At 45.3% G+C, this 15549-nt stretch carries 9 protein-coding genes; 2 read left to right on the forward strand and 7 right to left on the reverse strand.

The features are described from left to right. Positions 1-72 precede the first annotated feature (72 nt). A complete protein-coding gene (locus ACO6V5_RS06435) occupies positions 73-303 on the reverse strand; it encodes a hypothetical protein (RefSeq protein WP_422133850.1) in 231 nt (76 codons plus the stop codon). 657 nt (positions 304-960) lie between these two features. On the opposite strand from ACO6V5_RS06435, the gene ACO6V5_RS06440 reads away from it, so the two are divergent. Both ACO6V5_RS06440 and ACO6V5_RS06445 read left to right on the forward strand, forming a co-directional pair. Continuing rightward, on the forward strand, positions 961-1836 hold the full coding sequence (locus tag ACO6V5_RS06440) for a hypothetical protein (protein ID WP_422138033.1): 876 nt from the start codon (positions 961-963) through the stop codon (positions 1834-1836). Between the two features lie 253 nt (positions 1837-2089). Then, positions 2090-2950: a trypsin-like serine protease gene (locus tag ACO6V5_RS06445; protein ID WP_422412947.1), complete on the forward strand. Its 861-nt coding sequence runs from the start codon at positions 2090-2092 to the stop codon at positions 2948-2950. A gap of 147 nt (positions 2951-3097) precedes the next feature. Here ACO6V5_RS06445 and ACO6V5_RS06450 read toward each other — a convergent pair whose 3' ends face one another. From ACO6V5_RS06450 to ACO6V5_RS06475, 6 genes are all read right to left on the reverse strand, one after another. Beyond that, the gene (locus tag ACO6V5_RS06450) at positions 3098-6331 is read right to left on the reverse strand and encodes a CHY zinc finger protein (RefSeq protein ID WP_422412949.1); all 3234 of its coding nucleotides are present in this window, start codon (positions 6329-6331) and stop codon (positions 3098-3100) included. Between the two features lie 297 nt (positions 6332-6628). Next, positions 6629-8464, reverse strand: a complete 1836-nt coding sequence (locus ACO6V5_RS06455; protein ID WP_422412951.1) for an RING finger domain-containing protein — start codon at positions 8462-8464, stop codon at positions 6629-6631. A 149-nt stretch (positions 8465-8613) separates the two neighbouring features. After that, entirely contained in the window at positions 8614-10176 is a 1563-nt protein-coding gene (locus ACO6V5_RS06460; protein WP_422412953.1) for an F-box/WD repeat-containing protein, read from the reverse strand. Positions 10177-10325: 149 nt separating this feature from the next. Next, positions 10326-11927 carry an F-box/WD repeat-containing protein gene (locus tag ACO6V5_RS06465; RefSeq protein ID WP_422412954.1) on the reverse strand — a complete coding sequence of 534 codons (1602 nt, stop codon included), beginning with the start codon at positions 11925-11927 and terminating at the stop codon, positions 10326-10328. A 149-nt stretch (positions 11928-12076) separates the two neighbouring features. Beyond that, positions 12077-13684: an F-box/WD repeat-containing protein gene (locus ACO6V5_RS06470; RefSeq protein ID WP_422412955.1), complete on the reverse strand. Its 1608-nt coding sequence runs from the start codon at positions 13682-13684 to the stop codon at positions 12077-12079. Between the two features lie 149 nt (positions 13685-13833). Beyond that, positions 13834-15441: an F-box/WD repeat-containing protein gene (locus tag ACO6V5_RS06475; protein WP_422412957.1), complete on the reverse strand. Its 1608-nt coding sequence runs from the start codon at positions 15439-15441 to the stop codon at positions 13834-13836. Positions 15442-15549: the final 108 nt, after the last annotated feature.

The following is a 15549-nucleotide window of genomic DNA, read 5'->3' on the forward strand; positions in this document are numbered from 1 at the left end:
GACCAAATGCCGTGCCAATAAGTTCATTATGAGCTGAAAAAAAATAAGGCACTGATATGTAGAGGTTTAATTTTAAGCTATCCTCAAGTTCTCCAGTGTTTCTGTGACGACAGGACAGGTTACCTTCCCTTTGACGTTTATCTTCCCGTACCTGTTCTTCATTTTTTGCCAGCGCTGAACCCTGTGTATCGACAGGTTGAGCCTGGCGTGGGCCTTCACAGTACAAGTTCCCTTTGCCTTGTTTGTCAGAACTAACAGAGCCGATGGATTCTTACCATCACCGGGCACGAGTATACCTTGCACTTTTGTCTGTTTGCGTCAAGTATACAGAGCTGCATCAGTAATGCCGGTTTCTCTTTTTTAAGCTGAGCCACGAAAACATTACTGGCTAGGAGCCTGACCGAGAATAGTCTGCCCTATGCGGCAACTGCTCCTGCGTTGCTCTAGCTCCTGCATCCATGCAGTCGTCGGCAACTGCTCCTGCGTTGCTCTAGCTCCTGCATCCATGCAGTCGTGCGGCGGCAGCAAATTGGTCTGAAAATCCGCTTTTGTTCGTCAAATAGCTCGCTATTCTCCTCACAAAACCGAATTTTCATCCTCAATTTTCTGCCGTCCTCGCTACGGGGTCGCCTAGACGGGCGCTATTCTCGGTCAGGCTCCTGGCAGCCTGTCGGACTTAAGACTGTCCTACTGCGGTTGCAATAAATTGGTCTAAAAATCTCTGTTTCTTCGTCAAATAGCTCGCTATTCTCCTCAGAAACAGAGATTTTTATCCTCAATTTCTTGCAATCCTCGCTACGGACGCTTAAGTCCGACAGGCTGCTAGCATCACCTTCTGGAAAATGGGTTCTTCCATTTTTTGCAGCAGCGAGCCAAAACAGTCTCTTTTTATCTGCTCTCACTTATTGAAAGTCATGTATCAAAAGAGGCGATATCTATCCTGACGTAGGGGTTACCTATATGTCATTTATTTATGAAGCCAAAATATTATTCTACCGCTTTAGAGTATTAGTTACGCTAACATTCATATTTTTAGATGTATGTCCCAGCTCTATGGCGGGGTCAGATCTGATGCCTCCCCCACCCACGATATCCTCATCAGGAGGAGCAAGCGGCGGTGATGATCGTGACCCATGTCACTGGCAGAAACGCTGGGTGAAAATTGGTCAACAAACATTTTATGTGCATGCCGAAGATGAAGAACTCCTTCAGCAGCTTTCACAACAACTTGAGCAGATGCGAAATGCTGGGATGCTTATCCCCTATAGCATCAATCGGGGAGCCAATCTCTTTCCAGGTGAATGGATACCGCAAGCAATAAGAAGACTGATGGTACGCTATCCAAATGGAGTGACTATTTTTTCAGCCAGTGTCTGTTTTGCCGGAATGATAGCTTATTGCAGATATAATGGAATCAGTGGCACGTTAAGTCCAATACTGCAAGGTGCCGGCTCGGCCACTTTTGCACACATGATGTTTTTTGTAAATCTATGCCCTTCTTACTTACAGCGACCATTAATAGTTGGTTCTATAGGTGCGTCTGTCACTAATACGATTTGTAGAAATGCCATTGCTCATCATCGTTCACTATTAAATGCACGCAGGACTACAGTTATAAATCCTCAAGTTATTTTTCTGGAGCTACGGGAAGGCCAAATTCAAATGTTGAATGCTGATCAAGATGTAATTGTGCAAGCACAAGCAATAAGACCGGATGATGAACACAATATTGATGATAGATTACTTACTCATACCCGAACTTTAATAAGAACATCGCTAAACTATTTTTGGCAAACATATCATTGGCTTATGCACCTTTATTTCCGTTATCGATAATTGATGTTTCAAGGAACATAACCGCCTGCTTCAGCCGAGCGCTGGCAGGCGACTAAAAGTCATACACGACCACCAATGTGTAACTTACGGGAAAATTCTACCTATACCACGACTGGATCAATGGATACGCCAGCATATCCAGACGGACGCTAAAGTCCGACAGCCTCCTGGAGACCTTCGAAAACCCGATTTATGTCGCGTTTATAGACTACCTTTTTGAATTTATAGTATGAAAGGTTGAGGTGAGGTCGTTATGCACTATTTTGGGCTGGTTTTTCTAATTGTCTACTCCAGTTGCATTTTTGCATTAGATAGACAAAAGCGATACACAGAACCCACTCAAGTTGTTGCACCTGGCTTGCTACCTTGGGTTGTTAAAATGACAAATACCGGTGGCACTTTTACTGGAGTATTGATATCAGACAGACATATAGTAACGGTTGCTCATGCGTTAGATTCTTTTCCAGATGCTGACTGCCTTAAGGCTCATTTTAAAAATGCTTTGACTCCATTTTCGGTTAAAGCAAGCAGATATATATTGTACTCGAAATTTGATTCTTCACGAATTATTTATAATTATGACTTTGCGATAGTTGAGCTAGATCAAAAAATTTTTCTGGATGAGAAAGGTATAAAGCTACCCTTAATCGATAATAAAACATATTTAATAAATGATTTATATAAAATCAATCCCATTTACGCTGCTGCTTATTCAGATCACGATGCCTTGAAGAAAGTGATTCTTACATGGTTATCAGTTAAGAATTCAGTTTATGAGTTAAATTATGCTGGTTATGCAGAAAATGGCAATTCCGGAGGCCCCCTATTCTACAGCATGAACGGTACTGCATATTTATTAGGATTACTTGACGCAAGCGCTGGCGTGGCTGGTGGCGTAATTATCTTCGAAACCCTATCAAAATATCTTGATTTTATCGTAGATAATACCAGTTTAAAAAAGTCTCAAAAAGATAATTGGAAGGATGTTATTTGTATTTTTGACATTACTGTTGGCATTGGAGCTGGTGTTGTTGGCACTCTTCTTGGAATAACAGCCATTCTATATGTAAGTAGAAAGCTCAAAGAAACCCGCATGACAGGAGAAACAATATAATTGGGATAGGGCAGAGTCTCACAACTCTGCATCTCACTGACCAGGATCAATGCAGATCACCCAGGGATTATGGGAAAGAAAAGGCGTGTTAAACCGCTTTCAATAAATGCACACCGTCGGGCAATTATTATGTTCATGTTCACCTTCTTACGGGTATAGGGGATGCCTGCAAACAGGGCAGTGTTTTAACCTGTTTTGAACCATCGCAAGGCCGCACTCCCCGTGGACCTGGTGGGAGCAGGGAAGGACAAAACGGCTGCCGGGGACCTCTTCCAGACAGATGCAGCAGGTTTCGCGCCCTGAGATTTGCCGGCATTTGTGCGTGCTTTGTAAATTTATATCAAGGCAAAGGTTGCAAACATCACAGTGAAAGAGTTTATCCTTGCTCCTATGGCAAGCATCACATTTATCGCAGTGGAACATGGATCTTTCGCTAGAGGTAAAGAGTTTGCAACGTGCACAGAAATATTCCGACATTTGCTGGTGGCAGCCAGGGCATTTCTGGGAGTTTTCTGTAATGTCCCCCTCATATTTGCAGAGAGAACATTGAAACTGTTTTGCATCAAACGGCAGTTTATTCGTAACCTCGCATAGATCACTTTCGTTATGACATCTATGGCAGGGGAAATAGAATCTGCAGCAGTCAAATTTCAGAAGGCAGAGTCTGTAGTAATGAAAACAGAGCGACATTGGTTTTTTTTGTACAGATGTCGTCGACTGTGCCTTCGACGGGCTGGTCGTTGAAATCGGTTGCTGCTCTCCATGGGGCATATCGTCTACTGATGGTAGCTCTGAATGCTCATTGGATGAGTTTGTCGCCTCATACGAAGGGGTTGCAAGCTCATTGTGAGTGCCCGACTGCTGGTAAGAACCACTATGCCCGGCACCATTGCTTCCCATCGGCGGGCTGGCGGCTGTCATAGGTTCTTGCGCCCAATGGGGCATAGCGTTTAATGATTCTCGTAGCTCTCTGAGCACATACTGCGCCTTTTCAAGTTGTTTACTAAAGCATTCGTTTTCAGCCTGCAGGTAGCTCACGCAGCTCCGTAATCCCTGGTTATCTGTATTTAACGCTTGATTCTGCCTTCTTAACCCTTCAGCCTCCATTCTTAACTCTCGATTCTCTTTGCTTAGCCCTTTAACTTTTTCAGTTAACTCTTCAATCTGTTGTCTTTTATTTTCTTGTTTTTCCTGAGCTCCTCTTTTCAGCTCAACTTCGATTCTTAGCCTGCTGTACTCATTTAAAACAGTTTCCAGCTTTTCTAAACCACAATTGATAGTTTGAAATTCTTGATTGTTGGGGCTGTCGCCTGCATTAGATGGATTTCCCGGAGTAATCGCTGGGGTATCTGAAAGTAGTCCGTGGGTATACTTCATCGGTGCAGGCAGGGATGGTTGGGAATAAGGTTGCCGAGTGAGAAGGGAGTTGTCGGCAAAGCCAGAGGCTATTGTTCTGTTAGAAGTGCTGTCTCTACTAATGATTGCAGCCCCTTGCAGTGGAGGCTGCTGTGGTAAAGTGTAAGTTTTTAACTGAATCAACAGTCGATTTAAGAAATGTTTTAATTCATGAAACGATGGGTGTTGAGGGAATTGTGTAACGGTATATAAAAAAGAGGTGGAAAGTGTAAATGACTGTGCGCCAATAAGAATATCTAGCCTTACTTCCGGATCTGATATTTGTCCTAACGGATAAAGAATAAGTTCAAGTGGGTTGGAACGGAGCAGGAACAATTGAACGAAGTACTCTGCAAAGCAACATTTTTCAAATTGTCCTATAGGTGGCTGTTGGCTGGATTGGTTGACCCTGTGGATTATATCCCGAACAATTTTATACAAAATGATCAGGTTCTTGTTTCCAGCTTCGGACAGAGTCCGGTCAGGTGGAATTATCGGCTGGAGTTCAGACGGAATGTTAACATCATCCAAAGTCCGTGTTTTATCACTGGTGGCTTCTATCAGCTGTTCGATAAAACGGTTGCGCGTTGAGTTTTCGTAGAAGGAACGCTGCAGCTTCAATATCGCCTCAAGGGGCGTGAGACTAATGCCCTCGGTGTTTGTGCTTTTTGTTTCCAAAACCTGCAAACGCAGAGGCATGTTCAGCTCAACCAGTATTTGCCTCAGCTTAAAAACGGCATCGGGATCGTCGCTTTCAATGATGGCTACAAGTTGCTTCGCCAGTACCTGAAGGTCTTGAGTCCTGCTGTTTTTTTCACTTTCTTTTCCATTGTCGTCTTTTCTGTTATTACCATCTCCACTGCTATCATTGTCTTCTCGCTGTGAATTGCGCTCCTGATCTTCAGGGGCACCTTTTTTTTCTTTTTGATGGTCGTTATTTTCGTTCTTTAGTGATTTATCTTGTACCTTATCCGATGACTCCCCATCCCCATTACCTGCCTTTAATACATCAGCATGATCTGTCTTCAAGGCAGTGTACTCAAGAAATAGTTTTAGACAGTCAAGCTGCCACTGAAGGCTCTCGCTGGCTGGGCAAGTAGTGGCGGCACGCTGGAAGAGGGTGTTCCAGAAATTAACATCGGTCAGTTGTTCTATATTCAGGAAGTTAAGCCAACCAACGGGTATAACGGCCTCACTGGAAGAGCCGTCGGCATTGACGCGTGTCATTTTCAGACGCGCCGGGGATCGCTGTTCCGCAAACGAGACAGAATCCTTGCCTATGGACATCAGCCAGTTGATGACGGGTTTCAGGATAACCAGGTCAATTTCGAAGAATCCCGATGGTCTTCCCCCTCCGCCTCCCGGAGAGGGAGGCGAATAGAAAAAGCCTCCATTACCGCCACCGGTAAAATCGGTGTTGCCAGCGAACCCGGCTCCTTTCAATGTGATTGTGTTATTTCGGGTTTGCCCGATTTTCAGCCCAATGTCGGGCAGGTTGTCGGGATAGAGCAGAAGGGTCAGCGGGCTAGCCTGGGTTTTGTCGTTCAGCGGTTGATCGGTGGTTACAGAAATAAGCTCTGGTCTGTCCGCCGTCGTGGATTTCAAGCGAACCAGTGCGCTATTCTCAGAGGCACCTTGTGAGAGAGGCCGGAAGACGGGTGTTTGCTTCTCATTTGGAAGCACTAGCTTATAGCAATAGTCACTCAAGTCGTTCGTGACCCATATTGCGATACTGTTCAAATCAGTTGGTACCACAGGTGCCTTAAAGCAAAGAATGCTGTTTCGGTCATTGAAGCTTTCCGAAAGCAGCAAACTCACTTGCCAATGACTCACATCCCGGGGATCTGTATCGTCGCTGATTTCAATCTGAACTCTTTGTCCATCGGGATTATGTCGGTCGATGATGGTTGAAGAATAGACTGATGGCACAACTACGATAGTTATCAGAGAAACAACAAATGCTATGAATAAACGACAAATTTGCATTCGAATCCCTCAAAAAAGGCTGTGTCAATAATATCAATTCCATTCTTTTCGCCTGATAGCAAACGGCAGGACAATCCGTTTTGACTTTCTGTTCTGGAAAAATAAAGGAACATCATTGGTTGATTTCATTATTTGTTGTAGAAACAGAGAATAGCCAAAAATTTCTGAATCGCTAAACGGTTAATTGTCTTGTGCCAGAGTGCTTTTCGCTGAATCAACTTCTTTGCCAGAAAAATACTTGTCTATCTGGCCAGTTAAGTATTTACAACGGGTTTTTCGGATGAGCTTTCTATTCAATCAGTCTTCCTTCCATAACTCAGTGATTGTTGCCTTGTGACCACCCATCGCCATGGGACCTCTGCCGGCGGTCACCACAAAGCGACTATCGTTGCTGAAGGAGGCTGGTTTTATCGGACCACCATGTCGGATGGTGACTTCATGTTTCCATGTTGCATCGCCCCTACGGCTATAGATTTTCGCCCTTCTATCTACACCAGCGGTTAACACAAAGCGGCTATCGGGGCTGAAGGTGGCTGATATCACTGGGTCATAATGGCGGATGATGGTTTCTTCTTCCCATAATCCATCATCCGTCAGGCTATAGATTTTTGCTTTACCATCTTCACTGGCGGTTATTACATAACGGCTATTGGCGCTGAAGGTGGCTGAGTTAATCATACCTTTATGGTGAATGGTGGCATCTTCTTTCCATGAGCCATCATCTTTCAGACCATAGATTTTCGCCTTTCTATCATCACTGGCGGTCACCAGATGGTGGCTATCGGCACTGAAGCTGGCTGAATTGACCGTCTTATCATGGGTAATGATGACACTTTCTTTCCATAAACCATCGCTCCACTGGCCAGTGATTTTTACCTCGTTATCCTTACCGACAGTCACAATATGGCTGCCATCAGCACTGAAGCTAGCTGATTTGACCGGAGTATTATGGCGAATGGTCATTTCTTCTTGCCATGATCCATCGTTTTTCTGAGCAAAGATTTTCGCAGTATGATCCTCACTGGCGGTCACCAGATGGAGGCTATCTGCACTGAAGATGGCTGAGTTGACAGTGTTGTCATGGACAATGATGGCTTTTTCTTTCCAGACTTGATCGGCTCGCTTGCCAGCTACTGTCACCCGATTTTTGTTTTTTATAGTTACAAAAAGCTGACCATCGGCATTAATTTCAACGACTCTCTCCCTTTGCCCATTAGATACAGTCAGTACATGGTTGCCATCGGCACTGAAGGAGGCTGATTCGATCGAACCACTATGGTGAATAGTGGCTTCTGTTTCCCAGGTTCCATCGTCCTTTTGGCCAGTAATTTTCGCCCTGTGATGCCTGCCGACAGTGACCACATGTCGTCCATCCTGACTGAAGGAGGCTGATTTGATCGGACCATAGTGGCTGATAGTGACTTCTTCTTGCCATGATCCATCCGCCTGGTAGCCATAGATTTTTGCCGTTCCATCGTCACTGGCGGTTATTACCAGGTGGCCATTGCTGCTGAAGACGGCGGAGTTGATCTTATATTTATGGATAATCTCAGCTTTTATAACCGGATGAATTATTTTTCGCAGGATACTTACATACTGTAAATCATCCGATGCCTGGCTGTTATGTCTGCAAAGTTGGACAAAATGATATAAGACTCCATGACATGCTTCTGCTTTATTCCATTCGTTCACTGCTCTGGCAGCAATATCTAATGAGTAACAACCGTCGTATTTATCCAATAGCCCATTTAAGTCTTTAAGTTTGTTCCTTAAGCTAATCAATTCTGCGCGACAAACAGGGCAGGTTTTAACTGTCCTGTTTCGCAGTCTGGTTTGCAGCCACTGATACAAACAATGCACGTGAAAAAGGTGTTTACATGGCGTTTTCATTATACTTGCCGTGTGTGACCCATAACAGACTGAACAATTCTCGTCAGTAACTTGCGCTTGTTCCAGTTTGAATGCACTGTCGCTGAAAGCACTAATGTTGATTAAAGCATTCAATGCTGTTTTTTCAGTGACATCGGAGGTTCTACCCTTACTAACAGAAGATGATACACTTCCCCGGCGAGCTCGCTTTGGTGGTGGCGAGTATGAACCTGAAATGCTGGAGTTATTATTAATTCCGTCCATGTCTGGCTCCTCCAAAGTTAGCGTTTATTTCCGGTTAGCAAAGACAGTAAACATTGATTCTGTAAATCAGAATGGGTTTTAGCATGAAAGTTCATAACATCTTGTTTAGCGCAACGGATAAAGTTTCTTTCAGCACCTACAGGGTGATGTTATCCAGTGACAGCAGACAAAAAATGATGTCTCCGCAGTTCAGTGATTTTTACCATGCCATACTCGCTGGAGGTGATCACCTGGCTGCCATCAGCGCTAAAGGTGGCCGATGAGAGCCAGTCATCATGAACAATGGTGGCTTTTTCTGACCAGGACCCATCATCTTGCTGACCAATGATTTTTGCCGTTTTATCAAGGCTGGCAGTCACCAGATGGCGGCCATCAGGGCTGAAGTTGGCTGATATGACGTGACTCTTATGGGAAAAGGTGGTTTTTACTTTCCACGAGCCATTGGCTTTTCTGCGGTAAATTTTTACTCTGTGATCGTAGCCGACAGTCACCAGATGGTGGTTATCGGTGCTGAATCTGGCGGATTTGACCCAGTGTTGAATGGTGGTATTTTTTTTCCATGATCCATCGGCCTCCTTGCCATAGATTTTCGCCTTCCGATCAGGAGTGTTGGCGATCACATTGCCAGTGTCGGCTCTGAAGATGGCTGACAAGACGTTACTAACATGGGTAATGGTATCTTTTTCTTCCCATGATCCATCGTACTTCTGGCTATGGATTGTCACCGTGTTATCAGAGGCGGTTAATACATGGCAGCCATCGATGCTGAAAATGGCATCATAGAAAAAAGTCTCATTGGGAAGGGTGGCCGTTAGCTCCCATGATCCATCGTTCTTTCGACTATGGATTTTCGCTGTATAATCCCAACTGGCGGTCAGGATATTTCGACCATTGCTGCTAAAGCTGGCTGATTTGACGATACCATTATGGTGAATGAGGGTGTTTGGCTCCCATGATTCATCACAACTCAGATCATATATCTTCGCCGTACCATCCGAACTGGCGGTGACTGCATGATGACCATCGGGGCTGAAAATCGCTGATCTGACCCGTCCTTCATGGGCAATGGTGGTATTTTTTTCCCATGTTCCATCAGGCTTATGGCCGTAGATTTTTGCCGTATTGTCTCCATTGGCGGTCACCAGATAGCGGCCATCGGCACTGAGTGCGGCCGAGTAGACTACATTGATGCTTCCCATTCGGATGAGATCGTCAATGTTGGCTTTAGTAACCAATTCAAAGGTATCACATTCAGACATCAGCTTAGCCTTGGTGAAAAATAACAGACCAGGTAAATAAACACTCGTCGGTCGGCGATCTGCGAGTGAATCGGCTAACGCTTTATTATTCGAAAATGACTCAAACCATGCACGGAGTTGATCCTTGTTTTTTGTACTGAGGGTCATCCTTAGTTGCTGCTGATGTGCTGAAGTAAACTGGCGATACCAGGCTTTTGCCAGAGCGTTATCTTGCTTGATAACGTCGCGAAGACGGGTAGATACCTTTTGTAAACTGCGAATATCCCGAAGTTTCAAATGGCAAAAAATCATGGAAAGTGTATCTGAGGCCAAATCCTGTAATGAAAGTTTTTGCTTTTCTTTCTTGTCAGCTACTGTGATGGACCTACCCTGATGGTCAGCCGTTAGTGCCAGCGCTCTGGCTCTGGCTCGCGTCAGTGGAGGTTCAAAACCGGAATTATTGATTCCATGCATGTCTGGATCCTACAAAGTGGGTGTTTAATCTCGATCATCAGGGAGGTTTAAAAATTATTTAGTTAGTCAGAGACATTTCCAGAATGAAAGTTCATAACAGGTTGGTTAGTGAAACTGACAAAATGACTTTCGGCCCATGCAGAATAGTGTCACCCACTGACTGCAGACAATAAATGATTCCTGCGTAGTTCAGTGATTTTTACTATGCCATCCTCACTGGAGCTGATCACCTGACTGCCATCGGCATTAAAGGAGGCCGATGAGAGCCAGTCATGATGAACAATGGTGGCTTTTTCTGACCATGAGCCATCGTCCTGCTGACCAATGATTTTCGCCGTTTTGTCCCGGCTGGCAGTCACCAGATGGCGGCCATCAGGGCTGAAGGTGGCTGAAATGACGGTACTCGTATGGGAAAAGGTGGCTTTTTCTTGCCACAAGCCATTGGCTTTTCTGCCGTAAATTTTTACTTTGTAATCGTTGCCGGCAGTCACCAGATGTCGGCTGTCGGGGCTGAAGGTGATCGAGCTGACAGCTTCCCCTTGATTGAAGGCACTTTCTTCCCATGACCCATCGGCCCTCTTGCCATAGATTTTCGCCTTGCCATCCAAACCGGCAGTGGCCGCAAAGCCATTATCGGCACTGAAGGTGGCTGACATGACAAAACCATTATGGGGAATGATATCTTTTTCTTCCCATGATCCATCGTACTTCTGGCTATGGATTTCCACCGTTTTATCAGAGGTGGTTAATACATGGCAGCCATCGATGCTGAAAATGGCTGAATGCACAAAAGACCGATTGGGAAGGGTGGCCGCTAACTCCCATGATCCATCGTTCTTGCGGCTATGGATTTTCGCTGTGCCATCCCAGCTGGCGGTCAAGACATGTCGACCATTGGTGCTGAAGCTAGCTGAGTTGACGATACCATGATGGTGAATGAGAGTGTTTGGCTCCCATGATTCATCACAACTCAGACCATATATCTTCGCCACATGATCCGAACTGGCGGTGACTAAATGATGACCATCGGGACTGAAAATCGCTGATTTGACCCGTCCGTCATGGGGAATGGAGGTTTTTTTTTCCCATGTTCCATCAGTCTTATGGCCGTAGATTTTTGCCGTATTGTCTCCATTGGCGGTCACCAGATAGCGGCCATCGGCACTCAGTGCGGCCGAGTGGACTGTATTGATGCGTCTAATTCGGACGAGATCGTCAATGCTGTTGGTTAAGTGTGTGTTATAAGTTTTGTCAATGGTGGCTTTAGTAACTAATTCAAAGGTATCACATTCAGACATCAGCTTTGCCTTGGTGAAAAATAACAGACCAGGTAAATAAACACTCGTCGGCCGACGATCTGCGAGTGAATCGGCTAACGCTTTATTATTCGAAAATGACTCTAACCATGCGCGGAGTTGATCCTTGTTTTTTGTACTGATGGTCATCCTTAGTTGCTGCTGATGTGCTGAAGTAAACTGGCGATACCAGGCTTTTGCCAGAGCGTTATCTTGTTTGATAACGTCACGAAGGCGGGTAGATACCTTTTGTAAACTGCGAATATCCCGAAGTTTCAAATGGCAAAAAATCATGGAGAGTGTACCTGAGGCTAAATCTTGCAATGAAAGTTTTTGCTTTTCTTGCTTCTCAGCAACAGAGACGGACCTGCCCGCATTGTTACCCGTTAGTGCCAGTGCTCTGGTCTGGGCTCGCTTCAGTGGTGGTTCAAAACCGGAATTATTGATTCCATGCATGTCAGGATCCTGCAAAGCGGGTGTTTGTTCTTGATCACCGGCGAGGGTTAAAAATTGTTTAGTTAGTCAGAGGCATTTCCAGAATGAAAGTTCATAACAGGCTGGTTAGTAAAACTAACAAAATGACGTTCAGTGCCTGCAAGATGGTGTCACTCAGTGACAGCAGACCATGAATGATTCCTTTGCAGTTCAGTGATTTTTACTATGCCATCCGAACAAGAGGTGATCACCTGACTGCCATCAGCGCTAAAGGTGGCCGATGTGACGAAGTCATCATGGGCAATGGTGGCTTTTTCTAACCATGTCCCATCATCCTGCTGACCAATAATTTTCACAGTTTTCTCATAGTAGGCAGTAGTCAGCAGATGGCGACCTTCAGGACTGAAGGTGACTGATGAGACCGCCCTGCCATGGGAAAAGGTGGCTTTTATTTCCCAAAAGCCATCAGCTTTTCGGCCGTAGATTTTCGTGCCATCGCTGCTGCCAGTGGCTAGATGTCGGCCATCAGGACTGAAGTTAGCCGATTTGACCAGATTCCTGTGTTGAATGATTTTATTTTCTTCCCATGATCCATTGGCCTTCTTGCTGAAGATTCTCGCCTTGCAATCCTTACTGGTGGTGACCACATAGCCACCATCGGCGCTGAAGGCGGCTGACATGACAGAACTATCATGGGGAATGGCATCCTTTTCTTCCCATGATTCATCAGCCCTCTGACTATAGATTTTTGCGGTATTATCCCAACAGGTGGTTATCAGATGGCAGCCATCGTTGCTGAGGGCTGCTGATTCGAGACGAAATCCTAGGGAAAGTATGGCTGTTAATTTCCATGATCCATCGCGCTTGTGGCTATGGATCTTCACCTCTCCGTCGAGACTGCCGGTCAATACATGTCGGCCATCGGTGCTGAAGGCGGCTGAATGGATCTGATAATAATGGAGAATGATGATTTTTCGTTTCCATGATTCATCGCACCCCAGATCATATATCTCTGCCGTGCAGCCCGCACTGGTGGTGATTACATGGTGTCCATAGGCACTAAAAATCGCTGATTCGACCAGTCCGCTATGGGGCAGGGAGGTTTTTTTTTCCCATGTTCCATCAGCCTTTTGGCCGTAGATTTTTGCCGTTTTGTCGCCATTGGCGGTGACCAGATAGCGGCCATCGGCACTGAGGGCCGCCGTGCTAACTCGATTGCGGTTTAATATACGAAGGTATTCAGCAATGCTGTTCGCTGAGTTGGTATTATAAGTTTTGTCAATGGTGGCTTTAGTGACTGATTCAAATGTTTCACATTGAGACATCAGTTTAGCCCTGGTGAAAAATAATACCGGTGAATAAACACTCGTCGGCTGGCGATCAGTGAGTGACTCGAGTAACGCCTGATCATTGGAAAACGGCTCAAACCATGCACGGAGTTGATTCTCGGTTTTTGTAGTGAGGGTCATCGTGAGTTGATTCTGGTGTGCTGAAGAAAACTGGCAATACCAGGCTTTTGCCAGAGTGTTATCTTCCTTGATAACGTCGCGAAGGCGGGTACATACCTTTTGTAAACTGCGAATATCCCGAAGTTTCAAATGACAAAAAATCATGGAAAGTGTATCTGAGGCTAAATCTTGCAATGAAAATTTTTGCTTTTCTTTCTTGTCAGCTTCAGTGATGGACCTACCCTCGAGGTTACCTGTTGGTGTTAGTGATAGAGCTTGAGCTTGTTTTAGTGGTGGTTCAATAACGGAATTATTATTTATTCCATGCATGTCTGAATCCTGCAAAGTTGGTGTTTATTTTCGATCACCAGGGAGCTTTAAAAATTATTCAGTCAGTCAGATAAAGTTCCAGAATGAAAGTTCATAACAAGTTGGTAAGTACAACTAACAAAATTTCTTTCGGCACACTCAAGATGGTGTTACTCACTGACAGCAGACCATGAATGATTCCTTCGCAGTTCAGTGATTTTCACTATACCGTCCCGACTGGAGGTGACTACCTGACTGCCATCAGCGTTAAAGGTGGCCGATGAGATCCAGGCATCATGGGCGATGGTGGCTTTTTCTGACCATGAGCCATCATGCTGCTGACCAATGATTTTCACCGTTTTCTTGTGGCTGGCAGTAGTCACTATATGAAGACCATCAGGACTGAAGGTGGCTGATGTGTCCCAACCAGTATGGGGAAAGGTGGTTTTTTCTGCCCATGAGCCATTGGCTTTCAGGCCGTAGATTTTTAATGTGCCATCATTGCTGGCAGTGACTACGTGGCGGCCATCGAGGCTGAAGGTGGCAGAGTTGACTCTTATCCTGTGTTCAATGATGGTATTTTCTTCCCAGGATCCATCGGCGCTCTTGCCATAGATTTTCGCCTTGCCATCCAGACTGGCAGTGACCACATAGCTACCATCGGCGTTGAAGGTGGCTGAAATGACACCTCTATCATGGGGAATGACACCTTTTTCTTGCCATGATCCATCGCCCCTCTGGCTATGGATTTTCGCCGTCTTATCCCAACAGACGGTCACCACATGGCAGCCATCGGTGCTGAAAGTGGCTGACTCGACAAGATCGTTATGGGGAAGGGTGGCCGTTAATTCCCATGATCCATTATCTTTCTGGCTATGGATTTTCGCTGTTTGATCCCAACTGGCAGTCACCAGATGTCGACCATCGGTGCTGAAGTTGGCTGATCTGATGAATCCATCATGAATAATGGTGGTTTTTGGTTCCCATGGTTCATCACACTCCAGATCATATACCTTCGCTCTGTTATGACTGGCGGTGACCAGGTAGTGACTATCGAGGCTGAAAATCGCTGATCTGACCCATCCTTCATGAGGAATGGTTGTTTTTATTTCCCATGATCCATCAGGCTTGTGGCCATAGATTTTTGCCTTCAGGTTTGCATTGGTGGTAACCAGATAGCGGCCATCAGCACTGAGGGCCGCTGAGTCGACTTCATTTTCATGCACCATACGGATGCGATCATTTAATGAGGTGGCTGAGTTGGCTTTGTAAGTTTTGTCAATGGTGGCTTTGGTGACTAATTCAAAGGTTTCACATTTAGACATCAGCTCAGCCCTGGTGAAAAATAACAAAGCAGGTGAATAAACACTCATCGGCTGGCGATCTGTGAGTGACTCGACTAACGCTCTATTATTCGTAAATGACTCAAACCAGGCACGGAGTTGATCCTTGTTTTTTGTACTGAGGGCCATCCTGAGTTGCTGCTGGTGTGCTGAAGTAAACTGGCGATACCAGGCTTTTGCCAGAGTGTTATCTTGCTTGATAACGTCGCGAAGGCGGGTAGATACCTTTTGTAAACTGCGAATATCCCGAAGTTTCAAATGGCAAAAAATCATGGAAAGTGTATCTGAGGCTAAATCCTGCAATGAAAGTTTTTGCTTTTCTTTCGTGTCAGCCAGAGTGATGGACCTGCCCGCATGGTTACCCGCCTGTGCCAGCGCTCTGGCTCGGGCTCGCGTCAGTGGTGGTTCATAACCGGAACTATTGATTCCATGCATGTCTGGATCCTGCAAAGCGGGTGTTTATTCTCGATCACCGGGGAGGGTTAAAAATTGTTTAGTTAGTCAGAGATATTTCCGGAATGAAAGTTCATAACAGGTTGGTTA

Origin of the sequence: Endozoicomonas sp. ALD068, assembly GCF_049310145.1 — a bacterium.
Lineage (GTDB): Bacteria > Pseudomonadota > Gammaproteobacteria > Pseudomonadales > Endozoicomonadaceae > Endozoicomonas_A.

Excerpts from the sequence above, each read along its gene's own strand:
- ACO6V5_RS06440 (WP_422138033.1), top strand. The coding sequence starts at position 961 with ATGTCATTTATTTATGAAGCCAAAATATTATTCTACCGCTTTAGAGTA.
- ACO6V5_RS06445 (WP_422412947.1), top strand. The coding sequence starts at position 2,090 with ATGCACTATTTTGGGCTGGTTTTTCTAATTGTCTACTCCAGTTGCATT.
- ACO6V5_RS06450 (WP_422412949.1), bottom strand. The coding sequence starts at position 6,331 with ATGCAAATTTGTCGTTTATTCATAGCATTTGTTGTTTCTCTGATAACT.
- ACO6V5_RS06455 (WP_422412951.1), bottom strand. The coding sequence starts at position 8,464 with ATGGACGGAATTAATAATAACTCCAGCATTTCAGGTTCATACTCGCCA.
- ACO6V5_RS06460 (WP_422412953.1), bottom strand. The coding sequence starts at position 10,176 with ATGCATGGAATCAATAATTCCGGTTTTGAACCTCCACTGACGCGAGCC.
- ACO6V5_RS06465 (WP_422412954.1), bottom strand. The coding sequence starts at position 11,927 with ATGCATGGAATCAATAATTCCGGTTTTGAACCACCACTGAAGCGAGCC.
- ACO6V5_RS06470 (WP_422412955.1), bottom strand. The coding sequence starts at position 13,684 with ATGCATGGAATAAATAATAATTCCGTTATTGAACCACCACTAAAACAA.
- ACO6V5_RS06475 (WP_422412957.1), bottom strand. The coding sequence starts at position 15,441 with ATGCATGGAATCAATAGTTCCGGTTATGAACCACCACTGACGCGAGCC.